Source organism: Proteus sp. G2626 (genome assembly GCF_009915985.1).
GTDB classification, from domain to species: domain Bacteria; phylum Pseudomonadota; class Gammaproteobacteria; order Enterobacterales; family Enterobacteriaceae; genus Proteus; species Proteus vulgaris.
Map to the genome: position 1 here is coordinate 138,157 of NZ_JAABNH010000005.1, position 18,911 is coordinate 157,067.

Genomic DNA, 18,911 nt, shown 5'->3' on the forward strand with positions numbered 1-18,911 from the left:
TATTCTCTACTTTATAAAACGAATTATTCTTGCCGGATTACCTATAACAACGGCATTGGCAGGAATATCTTTTGTAATAACACTACCGGCCCCAATCATGCAATTCTCACCCAATGTTATACCAGCAAGTATGGTTGCATTAGCTCCGATAGAAGCGCCTTTTTTTATAATAGTATTTAAAAATTTTTCAGGATACTGCTTAGATCTTGGAAAGATATCGTTAGTAAAAGTAACTGATGGACCAATAAAAACATTATCTTCTATTCTCATACCATCCCATATATATACACCTGATTTTATAGTTACATTATTACCAATAACAACATCATTCTCTATTAAAGTATGAGCACAAATGTTGCAGTTTTCACCAATCATAGCTCCTTCAAAAATGATGCAGTATTGCCATATTTTTGTATTTAAACCAATGTTATTACTTTTTACATCACTTAATTTGTGTATCATTTATCACCGTATCATTTGTAATAAAATATAGAGTGAAATATATATGTAGTTATATGAGTTTTTAAATGAATTAAAAATTATTAATTTGAAGATATCATTTTTAAAAGATATTTTCCGTAATTGTTTTTTTTGCAATTTTCAATTGATTTATATATTGTCTCTTTTGAAATCCATTTATTTCTATAGGCAATTTCTTCTAAGCAAGCTATTTTATATCCTTGCCTTTTTTCTATTGTTTCGACAAATGTTCCAGCGTCTAGTAAACTATCATGAGTTCCTGTGTCTAGCCAAGCAAACCCACGCCCTAATAACTCAACACTAAGTTTTTTCTTTTGTAAATAAATTTGGTTAATACTAGTAATTTCTAATTCACCACGTTCTGATGGCTTAATATTTTTTGCAATACTTATTACTTCATTATCATAAAAATATAAACCGGTAACGGCATAATTTGATTTTGGTATTTTGGGTTTTTCTTCAATAGAAATTGCATTAAATTGATTATCAAATTCAACAACGCCAAATCTTTCTGGATCTTGAACTTCATAGCCAAATATAATAGCTCCATCAATCTTATTCGCTGCGTTAGTTAGCTTCAGAGAGAATCCCTGACCCCAGAAAATATTATCACCAAGGATTAAACATACATTATCTTTACCAATAAATTCTTCGCCAATAATAAATGCTTGTGCTAATCCTTCGGGTTTAGGTTGAATAGCATATTGAATGGAAATTCCAAACTGTTCTCCATTTCCTAATAAACGATGAAAACCATCTTGATCTTCTGGTGTCGTAATAATAAGTATTTCTCTAATACCAGCAAGCATTAATACGGATAGCGGGTAATAGATCATAGGCTTATCATAAATAGGTAGTAGTTGTTTAGATAAACCCATTGTGATTGGATAAAGCCTTGTTCCTGAACCACCCGCTAAAATAATACCTTTCATTTTTAGACCTTAAGAATAATGTACTCATTCATTCTATAAAAATATTTACTAATTTCGTATAATTTAAATATTTTATATTAAAGATACTATAAATTTTATATAGCCTTTTTTACATAGCTACCGCACTGGGTTTACGGCCCCCAGAGCGCCAAAACTTATCTCGAAAAACCCTTATCTTTTTGTAATATAAGAGTTTTGTTATATAAGCACATTTTAACAATATGCGAAAAACCGCACTGAGAGTAGACTCTTCAAACCAGACGGTCAAGTAATAGCTGGGTATTTTAGCATTGATTGTAGATATATAAATATCGGAATAGCGGTCGATTCAGCCAGATCATTCTGAATTGCATCATTAGATGCTAACAAAAAGAATATGCCACCTATTCTTCAATAGATGGCAGGATATTTTGATACAACAGTTTAATTACTCTATCTAGGCTATTGGCTATTTATTACCGGCACTTCCCCTCGGCAACCAAATCTCTACTCTCAGCCCACCTAATGGGCTGTCATCGGCTTTAACATGGCCTCGATGTTGACTTACTGCTGTCTCAACAATCGCTAATCCTAAGCCTGTACCACCTGATTCGCGATCTCTTGCTTCGTCAGTGCGATAAAACGGTCGGAAGATATGCTCTCTGTCTTCAGGGCTAACACCTGGGCCATCGTCATCAACAATAATGGTGATGCCTTGATTTTGCTCTGTGAATGCAACTTCAATGCGAGAATTTGAATAACGTAAGGCATTACGAACAATATTTTCAAATGCGCTAGCGAGTGAGTAAGGGTTACAGTAAATAGGCCATGCACCTGGAGGTGTTGTCACTTGTAGTGTCTTATTACTCTGTTCAGCCTCAAATTTAGCGTTATCTAAAATATCATCCCACAACTCATTTGCTTTTACAGTTTCTCGTAACAACTCATTTTTATATTGATTACGTGAAAGCACCAATAAGTCATTAATCATCCCATCAAGGCGTTGAGTCTCAGTTTCAATGCGTTCTAATTCTTTACTTTCTCCGTTGCGGCGACGTAACAATGCACTGGCTAATTGTAAGCGTGTTAATGGAGTTCGTAATTCATGAGAAATATCAGAAATTAAACGTTGCTGTGCTTCAACCATGCGTTCGAGTGCGCTTATCATCTGATTAAAACTAGTACCAGCAGCTAAAAACTCTTGTGGGCCGGTTTCTAGCTCTGGATGAGGGCGTAAATTACCTTTCGCAACATCATCAGCTGCGTTTTTAAGTTGTCTTGCCGGTTTTGCCAAGCTCCAAGAAAGCCACACTAATAACGGTGTGCTAATAAGCATAGTGAATATGAGTAGCAATAACGGTTTATCAAATAATAAGTTGATAAAGTCAGATTGAGGGCTACTTGATGGACGTACAAGATAAAGCTGATAATGATCTTCACCATCCCTTACTGAAAATGGCCCTAACATCTCAGAACGACCATATTTTTTCTTTTTAGGATGATCGGCGTTATCAGATTGGCCAATAAAGTTTCTGACAACCTGCATTTCATTACGTTGAGCGCCGATAATACGTCCTTCACTGGTTACGATAATTAAACGCTGGCCAGGAGGGGCCCATTTATCAATGGCACGAATTAATCGACGCCACCAAAGGAGATCGTTAGCGGGATCTTGCGCTAATTCCGCTTCGATATGTTGTTCTAGCATAACACCTTGACGGTACTCACTCTCTAAAAGAGGGGTAAGCTGGCGCGAGTCCAGCTTTGGAACCATCATAACTAGCATAAGAACTAATGCTAGCGTCAGCCAGAATATTGCAAAAATACGCGCTGACAGACTATTTATCATAAAGAATATTTATCAAGTTATTGAAACCATCAGATAACCACGGCCACGTAACGTCTTGAACCACGGTTGCCCATCTGTTCTTTCTGGTAATTTACGGCGTAAATTGGAAATATGCATATCAATCGCTCTATCAAAAGGTGTTAAGCGCTTACCAAGCACTTCTTGACTGAGATGTTCGCGTGATACGACTTGGCCCAAATGCTGAGCAAGAAGATAAAGTAAGGTAAACTCAGTTCCCGTTAACTCTAACGGCTCATTATCAAAACTCGCCTCTTGTCGGCCAGGGTTAAGTTGTAGTTTATCAACCTGTAATGTTGGAGATGTATTACTATCAGTCTGTTTTTGTTCGCTCCAGTTAGAGCGACGTAAAATAGCTCTGATACGAGCAACAAGCTCTCTATCATTAAAAGGTTTTGGTAAATAGTCATCAGCACCAAGCTCTAAGCCGAGCACTCGGTCAAGATCACTGCCTCTTGCCGTTAACATAATGACAGGTGTCTGGAAATTTTGGCGTAACTCTTTGAGTGTCTCAATCCCGTTTTTACGTGGCATCATAATATCCAGTAATAACAGGTCGATAGAAGCATCCAAAAGTTTAAGTGCTTGTTCGCCATCAGAGGCGATTACAACATTAAAGCCTTCCATTTCAAGCAGTTCTTTCAATAGCGATGTTAATTCGCGATCGTCATCTACTAATAAGATTTTATGCATTCGTCAATTCCTCCAAGAGAAAAATACGATAATAAATAGCGCGAATCTATGACTTTACGTTCTTTTACACGCTCTGACGCTAGTTTGCAGCCGTAACGGTATAGTAATCCACATAGCAAAGAATTACACATATTTAGGTAGTATTAATTAGGTCGGTATTAATCGCCGAGTTTAGGAGTAAGAGCAATGCGTAAAGTAGCAGTAGTTGCATTAGCATCAATGTTTTTGGCAGCTCCGACGGTAGTATTAGCTGAAACCGCAAATACCAATCCGCCTACTGAGCAACAATATAATGGTAATTATCACTGCGGTTATGGCTATGGTATGCATGGCGACCGTGATTATAGAGGTCACCGCGGACAACGTGGACATATGATGGATCGCAATTATGGTGAATCTCGTATGTTTAACGGAATTACATTAACAGAGCAACAACGTACTCAGATGCGTGATTTAATGCGCCAGCATCATCAAGACAGATATAACGGAAACTACCGTCAACGTCATGAGAATATGCATAAATTAGTTACTGCACCTCAATTTGATGAAGCGGCTGTTAGAGCACAAATACAAGATATGGACAAACAAGCGATTGAGCGTCATGTTGAAATGGCGAAAGTTCATAATCAAATGTATCAGTTATTAACCCCAGAACAGAAAGCGCAGTTGGAAAAGAATTACCAGCAGCGAATGTCAGATTTTGACCAACAAGGTCAATAGAATCCGTAATGAAGTAAGTAAGAGTGTAGTACAGCAGTACCTAGTTAGAGAGTAAGTAGCAACAACGAAGTTTTTTCCTTGCCATAGACACCATCCCTGTCTTTTGCAGCCCCTCTGGAGAGGGGCTTTTTTTTGTCCAAAATCTACAACAATGCTTCTGGAGATTCAGGTAAAATTTGTCCGCCATCGACGATAATTGTCTGGCCTGTAATATATTTTGCTTCATTGGAGGCAAAGAAGGCGGCGGCGTAGCCGATATCTTCTGGCTCACCTAAAGTATGCGTTGGGATAGAAGCCTTCATCTGATTTAAATAGGCTTCGCCTTGGGCTTGTAAGCCTTCAGTGAGGATATTTCCCGGCATCACTGCATTAATCGTAATACCGTGGCGTGCATATTCTAGTGCTGCGCTACGCATAAAGCCTAATTGACCTGCTTTACTTGCGCCGTAGTGGCTCCAACCTGGATAGCCTGTGATTGCTCCCGTAATGGAGGACGTGATAATCACGCGACCTTGTTTTTGTTTCTCCATGACACGAAGTGCAGCTTTCACTAAAAAGAACATACCTTTAAGGTTAACAGTATGCATTTTATCCCAATCCGCTTCGGTCATCTCTTTAATGGTTGCTTGAGGAAAAATACCCGTATTGGAACAAAGAATATCGAGTTTACCATACTCTTTTACGACATCATCAATCACTGTTTCACAGGCAGATTGATGAGTGACATCAAGGTGCATAAATTCAACATTTAATTCTTGTTTTGTTTTATTGCCAGCAACATCATCAATATCCGCAATAATTACTTTAGCGCCACTATTTTTTAGGGCGATGACAATACCCTTACCAATACCTTTTGCACCACCTGAAACCAAAGCGATTTTACCCGTTAAATCAAACATAAAACCTCCTATGATAGTATGAGTTCTACTGTATCAGTCTAGGTTGAAAAACGGTAAATCAACCAGAAAACTTTGTAGTGGGTCACAAATGTACCTTAGATCATTTTTTTCTTTAAAAGGATGACATCACAAAATAGAGAGATAAATACCAGATAGAACATTGCATCAGGGAAAACGGAATATTTATCAAAATACGCGGATGCTATTTTTTAGCATAAATAGTGTTTTTTTGAGGTGAATGCAAAAAGGCAGTAAATTGTCTGTATAAAAAGTGTTAACTTATTAGTGAAACACATTTGAGATAAGCTAGTCTAAACTTTATACAGGCTATCTGATTAATTTAATGCGCATCAAGTTTATGAAAAAAAATGTACGATAATGATGAACTGGTAAAAAATATGCGTACAATGGTATTGTTGAATCAATTCAGCATTTACAATATCGGAAAATAACACCAGATAAGCCGGTATTGAAATAAAAAGTTATTCCAACAATTTTGCAATAATTACATCGAATAAGAATCAGAGGTAATCATGGTCAATGGGATCAAAAGAATTGGGGTTTTAACAAGTGGTGGTGATGCACCCGGAATGAATGCCGCGATCCGTGGTGTTGTTCGTGCCGCACTAAGTGAAGGTTTAGAGGTTTATGGGATTTTTGATGGCTATATGGGGCTGTATGAAAACCGCATGAAAAAACTCGACCGTTTTAGCGTGTCAGATATGATCAACCGCGGTGGTACGTTCCTTGGTTCTGCTCGTTTCCCTGAATTCCGTGAAGACAATGTGCGTGCTGTTGCTATCGAGAACATGAAACAAAATGAGCTTGATGCCTTAGTGGTTATTGGTGGTGATGGTTCTTATCTTGGTGCGAAAAAACTGACGGAAGCAGGTTTTCCATGTATTGGTTTACCAGGCACAATCGATAATGACGTAGCGGGTACTGACTACACAATCGGTTATTTTACAGCATTAGAAACGGCAGTTGAAGCCATTGACCGTTTACGTGATACCTCAACGTCTCATAAACGTATCTCTATCGTGGAAGTCATGGGACGCTATTGTGGTGATTTAACGCTATCTGCTGCAATTGCTGGGGGATGTGAGTTTGTTGTTCTACCTGAGTCCGAATTACCATTTAATCGTGACGAACTGCTCGCAGAAATCAAAGCGGGTATTGAACGTGGTAAACGCCACGCAATCGTCGCAATCACAGAACACGTTTGTGATGTGCATGAATTAGCTCGTTTTATTGAAGCTGAAACTAAACATGAAACACGTGCAACAGTATTAGGTCATATTCAACGTGGTGGTTCTCCTGTCGCTTATGACCGTATTCTTGCTTCTCGTATGGGGGCTTACTCTGTTCAACTGCTATTAGAAGGTTACGGTGGTCGTTGCGTAGGTATTCAAAACGAAAAACTGGTTCACCATGATATTATTGATGCGGTTATGAATATGAAACGTGTCTTTAAAGCCGATTGGTATGAAACAGCGAAAAAACTGTATTAGTTAATAGATTTCTCGTAATACCCAAGTCTTTCTGAGTGCTATCCTTATTCGCGAACTGCTCTGATACATGATGTGTCAGAGTAGCTTCTCGAGTGAAAACATTTCATTTTATAATCCTATTCTTCTTCAATTCTTTCTAACATCCCTTGTATTAATAGTTATATTCCCGTTGTGTATATCAATCAGTTTTTTGTTATTTCATCGTTATAAAACTTTCTGTCAGCCTAGTTAAATACTTAACGACAGGGGATGGATAGACATGTTTAAACAATGGGGTTTAGTATCAACGACTTTAATCGCATTACTTTTTTCTAATAATCTATGGGCTAAAGATATTCAATTATTAAATGTCTCTTATGATCCGACAAGGGAACTGTATCAACAGTATAATCAAGCATTTAGCCAGTATTGGGAACACAAAACAGGAGATAAAGTCACAGTACGTCAATCACATGGTGGATCAGGAAAGCAAGCAACATCGATTATCAATGGTATAGACGCAGATGTTGTGACATTAGCGCTTGCCTATGATATTGATGCGATTGCACAAAGGGGAAATCTTGATAAGCAATGGATAACTCGATTACCTGATAACTCAGCACCTTACACTTCAACAATTGTTTTTCTGGTGAGAAAAGGAAACCCTAAGCAGATAACGGATTGGGACTCACTGATAAAACCGGGGATCTCCATTATTACACCAAACCCTAAAACGTCTGGTGGTGCAAGATGGAACTATCTTGCTGCTTGGGGATATGGATTAAAAGCCAATCATCAAGATAGCGAAAAAGCAAAAGCCTTCGTGAAAGCGCTCTATCAGCAAGTTGAAGTACTAGATTCAGGTGCACGAGGCGCTACAAATACATTTGTTGAACGAGGTATTGGTGATGTATTGATTGCATGGGAAAACGAGGCTTTATTAGCAATTAATGAATTAGGGGCAGATCAATTTGAGATAGTTACTCCATCCGTATCTATTCTTGCAGAGCCTACAGTATCTGTTGTTGATAAAGTGGTTGATAAACGAGGAACGCGAGAAATTGCAACGGCTTACTTAAATTATCTTTACTCACCACAAGGGCAAGAGATTGCAGCAAAAAACTATTATCGCCCTAGAGACAAAGTGATTGCTGAAAAATACCAAAGCCTTTTCCCAAAACTCGAACTATTTACTATTGATAAGGTTTTTGGTGATTGGCAATCTGCGCAGAAAATACATTTTGCGACAGGGGGGGTATTTGATGAAATTAGTCGTCGTTGATGTGTAATAAAGCGAAAAACAAAAAAATCACCTTCTGGTTTATATTCAGTAAGGTGATTTTATCTATTTTTTATCCTTTAACGGTATAAGCCGGGAAGATAAAAATTATTTTTTCGCTTTCGCTTGTGCTGCTGCTTTAACGATGACGGCAAATGCATCAGCTTTTAGTGAAGCACCGCCGACTAATGCGCCATCAATGTCGGGTTGACCAAATAGTTCAGCTGCATTCTTATCGTTAACAGAGCCACCGTATTGGATAATAACTTGTTCAGCGATAGCGGCATCTTTCTTCGCAATATGATCACGAATAAATTTATGAACAGCTTGAGCTTGTTCTGGAGTAGCAGATTTACCTGTACCGATAGCCCAGATTGGTTCATAAGCAATCACGGCATCTTTAAATGCCACTGCACCGTGTGCATTTAAAACAGCATCGATTTGGCGAGCACAGACTTCTTGTGTTTTACCCGCTTCGTTTTCTGCTTCGGTTTCACCAATACACAATACTGGCGTTAAACCTAACTCTTTCAACACGCCAAATTTTTGAGCGATAAACTCGTCAGATTCTTTATGATAAGTACGACGCTCAGAGTGACCAATGATAACGTATTTAACATCAACGTTTTTCAGCATTTCTGCCGAAGTTTCACCAGTGAAAGCACCAGATAAGTTAACACCTGTATCTTGAGCACCTAATGCAATACGGCTTCCACCAATTTCATGGCGTGCTTGGCATAGGTAAACTGCGGGTGGTGCGATGGCAACATCACAACCTGCAACACCGCTAACTTCTTTACGTAGTGCAGCAATCAACTCATGAACCATATGAATGCTACCGTTGAGTTTCCAGTTACCCATGACTAATGGATGGCGCATAACTTTTCCTCCAACCGAGTGGTTTAAATTTAGTTTGCTAATAAACTTGAATTCTGTTGATGCACAACAGTATAGAGAACATTGAATAGAATAGCTTTGTTTTTTATCACGGAATAGCTGAAACGATCTTGCTATTTAAAGAAAGCTTAATCGGTTCAATGGCGAAGGTCGTTAATTTATCATCTTCATGTGCAATAATGTAACGAATAGCCCCAACGTTATGGCTAATGTAAGCGGGTGTTTGGTTTTTAAATGCAAACAAATCGAGCACTTCTTGAATTTGTGTTGGTGTTATTGATGGGTCAAATTGAGCGACCAAAGTGATAATGTATTGTGTGGTGATCTCACGGTTTATTTTTTCTAATTCAGGTGAGTCTGGTGTGTGGATAAGTGTCAGTTGTAGGCTTTTAATTTTTTCACTACCACGCTCTAATATTGCAGATGAGTAAAGATAAGGTGTGATACGAGTTGCTGCTCTGACAAGTGGGATCGCAATATTATGGTTGGTGATAATTTTATATTCATTAAGAAATAATAACGGATTTTGTTGGTTGAACTTTGCTCGTAGCTCAGGGATCGTTATCTCAAAAACAGGTGCATCTTGTTTAAGATAAGCAATATCATCTTTAGTGGGTTGCTTTTGTGCGACGGACATCCCTGTTGCGAAAACGGAAGTTGGCAAACAAAGAGCAATGCTTATGATTATCAGGTATAACGTAGAAAGTGTACTTTCTTTTATCATCTGTCCTCCGTTTGTCTGTGCTGTTATTGGCTAGTCTGTATTATTTGATACTAAATGGACAGTGTCATTCACACATTAAGTAAATTATTGAGAATTTATGACCTTACAACATTGGGCATTTTCATTCAAAGGGCGAATTGGGCGTCGTGATTTTTGGGTCGGTTTTGGTGTCTGTTTTGCTCTTTTTTTGGGCCTTTTTATTATTAATGAAGTGATTTATCCCTTACCGGCTATCGTAATGTGGATATCGATCTTCTTTATTCTCTACCCTTTTTGCGCGATTTTTACCAAAAGACTCCACGATAGAAATAAAAGAGGAATATGGCTTTTATTGCTTTTACTTGCAGTGATGTTGGGACTCACTGATACAAGTAGTTTAGAACCATTTTGGCAATGGGCGATGGGGCGTTTTCTTCCTTCCTTTATCGGGATGATTATGTTGTTAGATTGCGGTGTGTTTATTGGCAATCAAAGTGAAAACTACTTTGGTAAACACACGGAGCAAGTGAATTACCGTCGCTGGCGTTAATACTTTTTATTAAAATAAATCCAATAAGGGCAAAAGAGAAGATTGCCCTTATTTATTTTGCTTTTTCATATTACCAATACTGTTCGCTGGTGATATGCCCCGGTTTACGTCGTAAATGTTTACGCATTTCTCGTTGTTCTTTTAATAGTTGTTGGGTATCTCTTACCATTTGTGGATTACCACATAACATAAGGTGGCTCTCTTCTGGGGAGATGGTTAAGCCAACGGTTTTTTCTAAGGCACCACTTTCAATTAATGCAGGAATACGACCTGTTAATGAGCCAATATGATTTTCACGGCTAACAATAGTTTGAATGCGTAATTTTCCTGAGTAATGTTCAACGAGTTTTTCCATTAAAGGGAGATAACTTAAGTCATTAGCATAACGAACTGCGTGAACAAGAACGATATTCTCAAATCTATCCAGATCTTGCCCTAATTGTAAAATCGATAAAAAAGGCCCTATGGCGGTTCCTGTAGAAAGCATCCAAAGGGTATTAGCACTAGGTACTTCTTCTAATACAAAAAAGCCGCTGGCTTGCTCGGTGACAAGTAATTCATCCCCTATTTCTAGAGCGCTTAATTTAGGGCTTAATTTTCCTTCGGGTACAGTCACCAGATAAAATTCTAAGTTAGGATCATTCGGTGCATTCACATAAGAATAGGCACGTTGCACTCGTTCGCCATCAATATCTAATGCTAATTTTGCAAATTGTCCCGCTGTAAATTTATCAACAGGGGCATTTACAACAAGACTTATTAACGAGTCAGTCCAGCGATTAACTTGGATAACTTTTCCATTCACCCAATTTGCCATAGAGGTTATCTCCTTACGATAAATGCGTTGATGTCGCTTATTCATTCTAAGTAGGAAGTGATTTTTTATTTATCAAGATGATGTGGTGATATTATTTATCTGAAATTTTGTCAATGAATGACACAATATGTACATTTATATTGACAACTATGGTGTTTTTCTCTGACATTAGGTGTCATGCAAAAATTGCTGGCTATCTCGCAAATTTCTCCAAATTTGTTAACTTAGTCTCATTCTTAAAAGGTGTACATTTTGCAGAGTTTATTTTTTATAAATTCTCTGTGGTGTGCGTCTGTCTGTTAATTTATTTGAAATTTCTGAGCAAAGAAAAGAAATGAGAAAGTTAGAACATGCAAATCTATTATTATTGATAATTGCACTGGTTGCTGTGGGTCAAATGACGCAAACCATCTATGTGCCTGTGATCGCGGATATGGCGGTTTACTTTGGTGAGCCGACCGGTGCAGTACAGCAAGTGATGGGCGCCTATCTTTTTTCTTATGGTTTTTCACAACTCATTTATGGGCCTATCTCTGATAAAGTAGGACGTCGCCCTGTGATTTTGGTCGGGATGACTATCTTTTGTTTATCGACACTAGTGGCGATTTTCTCACAAAATTTAACTACATTGGTTATTGCAAGTACTTTACAAGGTATGGGGACAGGGGTTGCGGGCGTGATGACACGGACACAACCTCGTGACTTATATACAGGTACTGCATTACGTTATGCCAATAGCTTATTAAATATGGGTGTTTTAGTTAGTCCATTATTAGCACCAATGATTGGTGGCATCGTCGCACACTTCTTTGGTTGGCATGCGTGTTATATCTTTTTGTTATTATTAGGAACGAGTGTTCTGTTTTGTATGTATCGCTGGATGCCAGAAACACGTCCTGTACAAGTTGAAAAACGTAACATGCTGTCATCATTTTACTTATTGCTTTCAAACAGTACCTTCAGTGCATTTTTAATTATGCTGATTTGTGCTTTATCTGGTATTGCGGTTTTTGAGGCATCGAGTGGTGTCTTAATGGGCGGGGTATTAGGCTTAAATAGTATTACTATCAGTATATTATTTATTTTGCCTATTCCTGCAGCATTCTTTGGTGCTTGGTATGCTGGTCGTGAAGGTAAAACCTTTGTGCAATTGATGTGGCACTCTGTCTTTTGTTGTTTATCAGCCGGTATTTTAATGTGGATCCCTGGTTGGCTAAATGTCATTAATATTTGGACTTTACTGGTACCCGCTGCATTATTTTTCTTTGGTGCAGGCATGTTATTTCCGCTTGCAACAACGGGGGCTATGGAACCATTTCCTTATCTAGCAGGTTCTGCGGGTGCGCTGGTAGGGGGATTACAAAATGTGGGATCAGGTGTTGCAACGTGGTTTTCCGCTTTATTACCACAACATAATCAATTTAGCTTAGGCATGATTATGTTCGCTATGTCAGTCGCTATTATGCTTTGTTGGCTTCCGTTGGCTCATCGTTTTAGCCATGAAGAACATACTATTTAGATTAGCGATGCCGCAAATTAGATGAAAAATGCCGAGATTTTTATCTCGGCATTTTAGTTTTGTAGCCTAGGCTACTTCTCTCTCAACCTGTTTTACTGCAATTAACCGCGATCTTCCCATTCTTGGGCACGAGCAACGGCTTTTTTCCAACCGTTATAACGATAGTTACGTTCAGTGGTTTCAATTCCAGGGCGGAATTCTTTATCGATAGCGGCTTTGTTTCTGACTTCCTCTAAATCATTCCAGAAACCAATCGCAAGGCCAGCAAGGAATGCCGCACCTAATGCTGTACTTTCACGAACAACAGGGCGTTCTACACGCGTACCCAAAATATCGGACTGGAATTGCATTAAGAAGTTATTGGCAACTGCACCACCATCAACACGCAATGATTGTAAACGTGCGCCTGAATCGGCTTGCATTGCATCCAAAACATCGCGAGTTTGGTAAGCGATAGATTCTAAGGTTGCACGGATAATATGATTACGGTTAGCACCACGGGTTAAACCGAAGATAGCACCACGCGCATACGGATCCCAATAAGGAGCACCTAGGCCAGTAAACGCAGGAACAACATAAACACCGTTTGTATCATTAACCTTAGTCGCGAAGTATTCAGAGTCAGTCGCTTCATCAATGAGTTTTAATTCATCACGTAGCCATTGAATAGATGCACCACCAACGAATACTGCACCTTCTAAGGCGTAGTTTACTTCACCACGCGGGCCACAGCAGATTGTTGTTAACAAACCATGATTAGAACGAACGGCTTCTTTACCTGTATTCATCAGTAAGAAGCAACCTGTACCATAGGTATTTTTCGCCATACCACTTTGTACGCAAAGTTGACCATAAAGTGCAGCTTGTTGGTCACCCGCCATACCCGCGATAGGAATACGTGTACCACCTTTACCACCAATATTTGTTTGGCCATAAACTTCTGACGATGGCACTACTTTTGGTAACATGTTGCGAGGAATATCCAGCAGATCGAGGATTTTCTGATCCCAATCTAACGAGTGGATATTAAATAACATTGTTCGTGAGGCGTTAGTGAAATCAGTAACGTGAACACGACCTTGCGTCATTTTCCAAACTAACCAAGTATCAACAGTACCAAATAATAACTCGCCTTTTTCTGCTCTTTCACGAGCACCTTCGACATTGTCGAGGATCCATTTTAATTTTGTACCAGAGAAATAAGGGTCAACCATTAAGCCTGTATTTTGGCGAATATATTCTTCGACACCTTCTTTATCTTTTAAACGAGTACAGAAGTCGGCAGTACGGCGACATTGCCATACAATGGCATTATAGACAGGTTTACCCGTTTCTTTATCCCACACAATGGTGGTTTCACGTTGGTTTGTGATACCAATACCTGCGACATGATCAGATGGAATATCTGCTTTTGCTAAGACTTCAACTAAGGTTGCACTTTGTGTTGCCCAAATTTCCATTGGATCGTGTTCAACCCAGCCTGGCTTAGGATAAATTTGAGTGAATTCGCGTTGTGAAATACTGACGATGTTAGCATCGTGATCAATCACTACAGCACGAGAGCTGGTTGTTCCCTGATCAAGCGCAACAATGTATTTCTTTTCAGTATTTGATGTATTTGTTTCTGTTGTCATGTTAGTAACCTGTTTTGATAATCAACAATCTTGCTCTAAGTATTATTTATCGTCTTCAATTTTGCAGGTATCGCAAGGTAAGTGACGGCCAATTAATTTACGGTAAGCCAATGCACCTAAGATACCACCGATAAATGGAGCAATCATTGGCACTAAGAAATAAGGAATATCACGTCCACCAGTCAGCGCAATATCACCCCAACCAGCAAAGTACGCAACCAGTTTTGGACCAAAGTCACGAGCAGGGTTTAAGGCGAATCCAGTTAATGGACCAAATGCACCACCGATAACAGCAATTAAAATACCAATCAGTAAAGGCGCTAATGGGCCTTTAGGTACACCGTTACCGTCATCAGTTAAGGCTAAAATTAAGCCAACTAAAATAACGGCGATGATAACTTCAACAAAAAAGGCATGTACAACGGAAATTTGAGCTGCAGGATAAGTCGAAAATACACCAGCAGTGAAGAGACTTTCTTGTGAGCCTCTGACAATGCCATTAACTTGTTCGTAGTCGAGGAAAACATTGTAGTACATAAAGTACACAATGGCTGCGGCAAAGAAGCCACCTAACATTTGTGCAATAATATAAGGGATAACTTTTCTGCGTTCAAAGCAAGCGAATAACCAAAACGCAACAGTAACTGCCGGGTTCAAGTGAGCACCCGAGGTGCCTGCGGTAAGATAAACGGCTAAGGCAACACCCAGCCCCCAGATAATACTTATCTCCCATAGTCCTAGCTCTGCACCTGCAATACGTACCGCAGCTACACAACCGAGGCCGAAGAAGACTAGCAACGCAGTTCCGATAAATTCAGAAATGCATTGACCCATAAGAGAGGTTTTCGTCTGGCTCATATATTCTATCCTGAAAGAGGGTTATTTATTGTTAGTATTCTTTTCGAATTGAAAAGATAACTGTAAATTTATCGTTAATGAGCGTAAACGAGAATAAGCGAAATTGAAATTTGTGTGTCTCATCAAGAAAATGAGTGAAAACGCTCTTAATTAGTGACTTGTTCGACATTTGTAATGTGATCTGACCAGTGTTTTTGATAAATTGAAAAAAGAATGTAATTCCACGGAAGATGCTAGACAGTTGTTGATAGGCTACTTACAATCGGAAGTATCGATTATATGGGGGATTACAGTATGTCATTTGAAGTTTTCGAAAAGTTAGAATCAAAAGTACAACAGGCTATTGATACCATCACGTTATTACAGATGGAAATTGAAGAGCTAAAAGAAAAAAATGATGCGCTGAACCAAGAAGTTCAAGAAGCGAAAGGATCACGCGAAGCCCTTGTTCGTGAAAACGAAGAGCTAAAACAAGAGCAATCAAGCTGGCAAGAGCGTTTACGTGCACTGTTAGGTAAAATGGAAGACGTACAGTAATGGTTTTTTAAGCCAAAAATACAAAAGCCACCAGACGGTGGCTTTTGTGTCTTAAATCGTAAGAAAGCAGATAAAAGTAAAATTAATCTTCAATTAAATCTTCATCTAAGCCTAAAGGCTCTTCTGATAAAATGATCCCTGTGTTATCCGCATAAAGATAATCACCAGAGAAGAATGTAACACCGCCAAAGTTAACGCGGATATCACTTTCACCAATGCCTTCACTCGGGCAACCCGCAGGTATGGCAGCCATCGCTTGAATACCTAAATCAAGTTCTGACAATACATCAACTTGACGTACTGCACCATAAACGACAATGCCTTCCCATTCATTCGATACGGCAAGTTGTGCTAATTCACCATCAATTAAGGCTTTACGTACAGAGCCACCGCCATCAACTAAAAGAATACGGCCTTTGCCATTTTCTTCTAGTAAATCATAAATCAGACCATTATCTTCAAAGCATTTCACGGTGATGATTTGACCACTAAAGGCGCTTTGACCACCAAAGTTTGAGAAAAGCGGTTCTACGACATTGATATCTTCTTGATAGATATCACAGAGTTCAGAAGTATCATATTTCATAGGAGATTACGTCAGGTTGCCACAGGAAGAGCCAGTATATCCCTTAACAGGGGCTGTTGGCAAAAGACTCACTGAAAATTCAGTGAGTCAAATCAACAATCGGACTAAATTATTCTAAAATTAAACCTAAAGAGAAGAGCACGTTAGTGAGTAATGCCGCTTTTACCATATGTTCAAGTAAAGGACGCATCGCTTCGCCAGAGTGGTCGGCATTAACACGTTTAATATGCAGTAAAAGCATGGGGGTGGCGAGTAAGAATAGCCATGCTGTCCAGCGGTGCATATAAAGAAGTGTGAAGATAATTAAGCACGCAATAGAGAGAAAAATAACACACGTATGGTAGGTTCGAGAGCCTGAAGGGCCTAAACGAACGGCTAATGTATTTTTACCGGCTTGAATATCACTTTCTAGATCGCGCATATTATTAATATTTAGGACGGCAACAGAAAGTAAACCACAGGCTGTGGCGGGGAGAAGGGTAACAATATCAAAAGTATTCGATTGTAAGTAATAAGTCCCGATTACGCTTAACCAGCCAAAGAATATTAAGACGGAGATATCACCTAATCCCATATAGCCATAAGGACGTCGGCCTACGGTATAGGTAATGGCTGCAACAATGGCAAGTAACCCCATCACTAAAAAGCCAATGGCGTCTTCTGGTTTTTTGCATGCGACAATAATCAGTGCGATACCTGAAATACATGAGATGATGACATTTAGTATTAAGGCTTTTTTCATTTGAGCTGGCGTTATTACGCCTTTTTGCATTCCACGAAGTGGCCCTAAACGCTCTTCTGTATCCGTGCCTTTTACAGCATCACCGTAGTCATTAGCAAGGTTGGATAGAATTTGTAATGTCCCTGCCGTCAAAATAGCAAGCAGTGCAATAGGTAGCTCAAAATGACCCATCCAATACGCTAATGCGGAGCCAGTCACAATGGCAATTAACCCTAAAGGCAGTGTTTTGGGTCGTAAACTTTCAAGCCAGGCTTGTGTCCGGCTAGTGGAATTTAGAGAGCTCATGCTGAAATTCGATACTCATGTTCATTGTTATTATAAAAATAAGAATGGGAGGCAAGCCTCCCACGTAAATATTGCTGATAAGGATCGCACAAGTTGATTATAAAATAAATCGACTCAGATCTTCATCTGCTACAAGCTCATCCAGATGCTGTTTCACATATTCTGCATCAATCAATATAGATTGACCTTGTCGTTCGCTTGCATCGTAGGAAATTTCTTCCATTAAGCGTTCTAAAACGGTATGTAAACGACGAGCGCCGATATTTTCAGTTGTCTCATTAACACGCCATGCTGATTCGGCAATTTTGCGAATACCGTCTTCAGTAAAGCTAATAGAGACCCCTTCAGTTGCCATTAAAGCTTCATACTGTTTTGTTAGCGATGCATTAGGTTCTGTAAGAATACGCTCAAAATCTTCTGCTGTCAGCGCTTGAAGCTCAACGCGAATTGGCAGACGTCCTTGCAATTCAGGAATTAAATCAGAAGGACTGGAAACTTGGAAAGCACCTGATGCAATAAACAGAATATGGTCTGTTTTCACCATACCGTGTTTTGTTGAAACTGTACAACCTTCGACCAGTGGTAAGAGGTCACGTTGCACCCCTTCACGAGAAACGTCAGGGCCAGAACTTTGACCACCACGTTTACAGATTTTGTCTACTTCATCAATAAAGACAATACCGTGTTGCTCTACTGCATCAATGGCTTGTTGCTTTAACTCTTCAGGGTTAACCAGTTTAGCGGCTTCTTCTTCAACAATAAGCTTAAACGCATCTTTGATTTTCATCTTACGCGCTTTTTGTTTTTGTCCCGCTAAATTTTGGAACATAGATTGTAATTGGTTTGTCATCTCTTCCATTCCTGGAGGAGCCATGATTTCAACACCCATTGGTGTTGCAGATAACTCAATTTCAATCTCTTTATCGTCTAATTGGCCTTCGCGTAATTTTTTACGGAAAGATTGGCGAGCAGCAGAAGGTTCAGAGGCTTGCTCTGCGACACCCCAGTTATTTTTTGCTGGTGGAATAAGTGCATCCAGAATGCGTTCTTCCGCCATTTCCTCAGCACGGAAACGGTTTTTATCAATCGCTTGGCTACGCACCATTTTGACCGCAGAGTCGGTTAAGTCACGGATAATAGAATCAACTTCTTTACCCACATAACCTACTTCAGTGAATTTAGTTGCTTCAACTTTGATGAAAGGTGCATTGGCTAATTTTGCTAAACGGCGTGCAATTTCAGTTTTACCCACACCAGTAGGACCAATCATCAGAATATTTTTAGGGGTGACTTCATGGCGTAGCGCTTCATCAAGTTGCATACGGCGCCAGCGGTTACGTAGGGCAATTGCCACAGCGCGTTTCGCTTTATCTTGACCAATAATAAATCTATCAAGTTCGCTGGCTATTTCGCGAGGAGTCATTTCAGACATGCTCTCAAATCC

Annotated in this window: 19 protein-coding genes; 6 read left to right on the forward strand and 13 right to left on the reverse strand. The window is 39.3% G+C overall.

Going from position 1 to position 18,911, the window contains the following annotated elements; genetic code table 11:
• Window positions 1–6 precede the first annotated feature (6 nt).
• The 4 genes from GWJ05_RS02060 to cpxR form a co-directional block, all read right to left on the reverse strand.
• On the reverse strand, window positions 7–462 hold the full coding sequence (locus tag GWJ05_RS02060) for an acyltransferase (protein ID WP_161681017.1): 456 nt from the start codon (window positions 460–462) through the stop codon (window positions 7–9).
• A gap of 80 nt (window positions 463–542) precedes the next feature.
• Complete coding sequence (gene rfbA, locus GWJ05_RS02065) at window positions 543–1,412, reverse strand: glucose-1-phosphate thymidylyltransferase RfbA (protein ID WP_161681019.1); 870 nt, start codon at window positions 1,410–1,412, stop codon at window positions 543–545.
• A gap of 448 nt (window positions 1,413–1,860) precedes the next feature.
• A complete protein-coding gene (cpxA, locus tag GWJ05_RS02070) occupies window positions 1,861–3,240 on the reverse strand; it encodes an envelope stress sensor histidine kinase CpxA (RefSeq protein ID WP_036933327.1) in 1,380 nt (459 codons plus the stop codon).
• Window positions 3,241–3,252: 12 nt separating this feature from the next.
• Window positions 3,253–3,951 (reverse strand): envelope stress response regulator transcription factor CpxR, encoded by a 699-nt coding sequence (gene cpxR / locus GWJ05_RS02075; RefSeq protein ID WP_023583423.1) that lies wholly within the window; start codon window positions 3,949–3,951, stop codon window positions 3,253–3,255.
• 186 nt (window positions 3,952–4,137) lie between these two features.
• Here cpxR and cpxP point away from each other — a divergent pair, with 186 nt between their 5' ends.
• Window positions 4,138–4,671: a cell-envelope stress modulator CpxP gene (gene cpxP, locus GWJ05_RS02080; protein WP_036933324.1), complete on the forward strand. Its 534-nt coding sequence runs from the start codon at window positions 4,138–4,140 to the stop codon at window positions 4,669–4,671.
• Between the two features lie 143 nt (window positions 4,672–4,814).
• On the opposite strand, the gene fabG is transcribed toward cpxP, so the two are convergent.
• A complete protein-coding gene (gene fabG, locus GWJ05_RS02085; protein ID WP_036933318.1) occupies window positions 4,815–5,570 on the reverse strand; it encodes a 3-oxoacyl-ACP reductase FabG in 756 nt (251 codons plus the stop codon).
• Window positions 5,571–6,103: 533 nt separating this feature from the next.
• On the opposite strand from fabG, the gene pfkA reads away from it, so the two are divergent.
• Window positions 6,104–7,081: a 6-phosphofructokinase gene (pfkA, locus tag GWJ05_RS02090; RefSeq protein WP_036933316.1), complete on the forward strand. Its 978-nt coding sequence runs from the start codon at window positions 6,104–6,106 to the stop codon at window positions 7,079–7,081.
• A gap of 259 nt (window positions 7,082–7,340) precedes the next feature.
• Complete coding sequence (locus GWJ05_RS02095) at window positions 7,341–8,342, forward strand: sulfate ABC transporter substrate-binding protein (protein ID WP_161681021.1); 1,002 nt, start codon at window positions 7,341–7,343, stop codon at window positions 8,340–8,342.
• Between the two features lie 105 nt (window positions 8,343–8,447).
• On the opposite strand, the gene tpiA is transcribed toward GWJ05_RS02095, so the two are convergent.
• Together tpiA and GWJ05_RS02105 are read right to left on the reverse strand one after the other, a co-directional pair.
• A complete protein-coding gene (tpiA, locus tag GWJ05_RS02100; RefSeq protein WP_161681023.1) occupies window positions 8,448–9,218 on the reverse strand; it encodes a triose-phosphate isomerase in 771 nt (256 codons plus the stop codon).
• 106 nt (window positions 9,219–9,324) lie between these two features.
• On the reverse strand, window positions 9,325–9,960 hold the full coding sequence (locus GWJ05_RS02105; RefSeq protein WP_036933310.1) for a DUF1454 family protein: 636 nt from the start codon (window positions 9,958–9,960) through the stop codon (window positions 9,325–9,327).
• A 97-nt stretch (window positions 9,961–10,057) separates the two neighbouring features.
• Between GWJ05_RS02105 and GWJ05_RS02110 the strand changes: the two genes are divergently transcribed.
• Window positions 10,058–10,489: a DUF805 domain-containing protein gene (locus tag GWJ05_RS02110; RefSeq protein WP_036933309.1), complete on the forward strand. Its 432-nt coding sequence runs from the start codon at window positions 10,058–10,060 to the stop codon at window positions 10,487–10,489.
• A 70-nt stretch (window positions 10,490–10,559) separates the two neighbouring features.
• On the opposite strand, the gene fpr is transcribed toward GWJ05_RS02110, so the two are convergent.
• Window positions 10,560–11,306: a ferredoxin--NADP(+) reductase gene (fpr, locus tag GWJ05_RS02115; RefSeq protein ID WP_036933307.1), complete on the reverse strand. Its 747-nt coding sequence runs from the start codon at window positions 11,304–11,306 to the stop codon at window positions 10,560–10,562.
• Window positions 11,307–11,640: 334 nt separating this feature from the next.
• On the opposite strand from fpr, the gene emrD reads away from it, so the two are divergent.
• Window positions 11,641–12,825, forward strand: a complete 1,185-nt coding sequence (gene emrD / locus GWJ05_RS02120) for a multidrug efflux MFS transporter EmrD (RefSeq protein ID WP_036933305.1) — start codon at window positions 11,641–11,643, stop codon at window positions 12,823–12,825.
• Window positions 12,826–12,926: 101 nt separating this feature from the next.
• Here emrD and glpK read toward each other — a convergent pair whose 3' ends face one another.
• Window positions 12,927–14,459: a glycerol kinase GlpK gene (gene glpK, locus GWJ05_RS02125; RefSeq protein ID WP_036933303.1), complete on the reverse strand. Its 1,533-nt coding sequence runs from the start codon at window positions 14,457–14,459 to the stop codon at window positions 12,927–12,929.
• 42 nt (window positions 14,460–14,501) lie between these two features.
• Window positions 14,502–15,317, reverse strand: coding sequence for an MIP/aquaporin family protein (locus tag GWJ05_RS02130; RefSeq protein ID WP_036933300.1), 816 nt, complete (start codon window positions 15,315–15,317; stop codon window positions 14,502–14,504).
• 294 nt (window positions 15,318–15,611) lie between these two features.
• Between GWJ05_RS02130 and zapB the strand changes: the two genes are divergently transcribed.
• Window positions 15,612–15,854: a cell division protein ZapB gene (gene zapB / locus GWJ05_RS02135; RefSeq protein WP_036933299.1), complete on the forward strand. Its 243-nt coding sequence runs from the start codon at window positions 15,612–15,614 to the stop codon at window positions 15,852–15,854.
• 82 nt (window positions 15,855–15,936) lie between these two features.
• Here zapB and rraA read toward each other — a convergent pair whose 3' ends face one another.
• From rraA to hslU, 3 genes are all read right to left on the reverse strand, one after another.
• Entirely contained in the window at window positions 15,937–16,440 is a 504-nt protein-coding gene (rraA, locus tag GWJ05_RS02140; RefSeq protein WP_036933297.1) for a ribonuclease E activity regulator RraA, read from the reverse strand.
• Between the two features lie 109 nt (window positions 16,441–16,549).
• Window positions 16,550–17,467 carry a 1,4-dihydroxy-2-naphthoate polyprenyltransferase gene (locus GWJ05_RS02145; protein ID WP_036933295.1) on the reverse strand — a complete coding sequence of 306 codons (918 nt, stop codon included), beginning with the start codon at window positions 17,465–17,467 and terminating at the stop codon, window positions 16,550–16,552.
• 97 nt (window positions 17,468–17,564) lie between these two features.
• Window positions 17,565–18,899 carry an HslU--HslV peptidase ATPase subunit gene (hslU, locus tag GWJ05_RS02150; RefSeq protein ID WP_036933293.1) on the reverse strand — a complete coding sequence of 445 codons (1,335 nt, stop codon included), beginning with the start codon at window positions 18,897–18,899 and terminating at the stop codon, window positions 17,565–17,567.
• Between the last annotated feature and the right edge of the window lie 12 nt (window positions 18,900–18,911).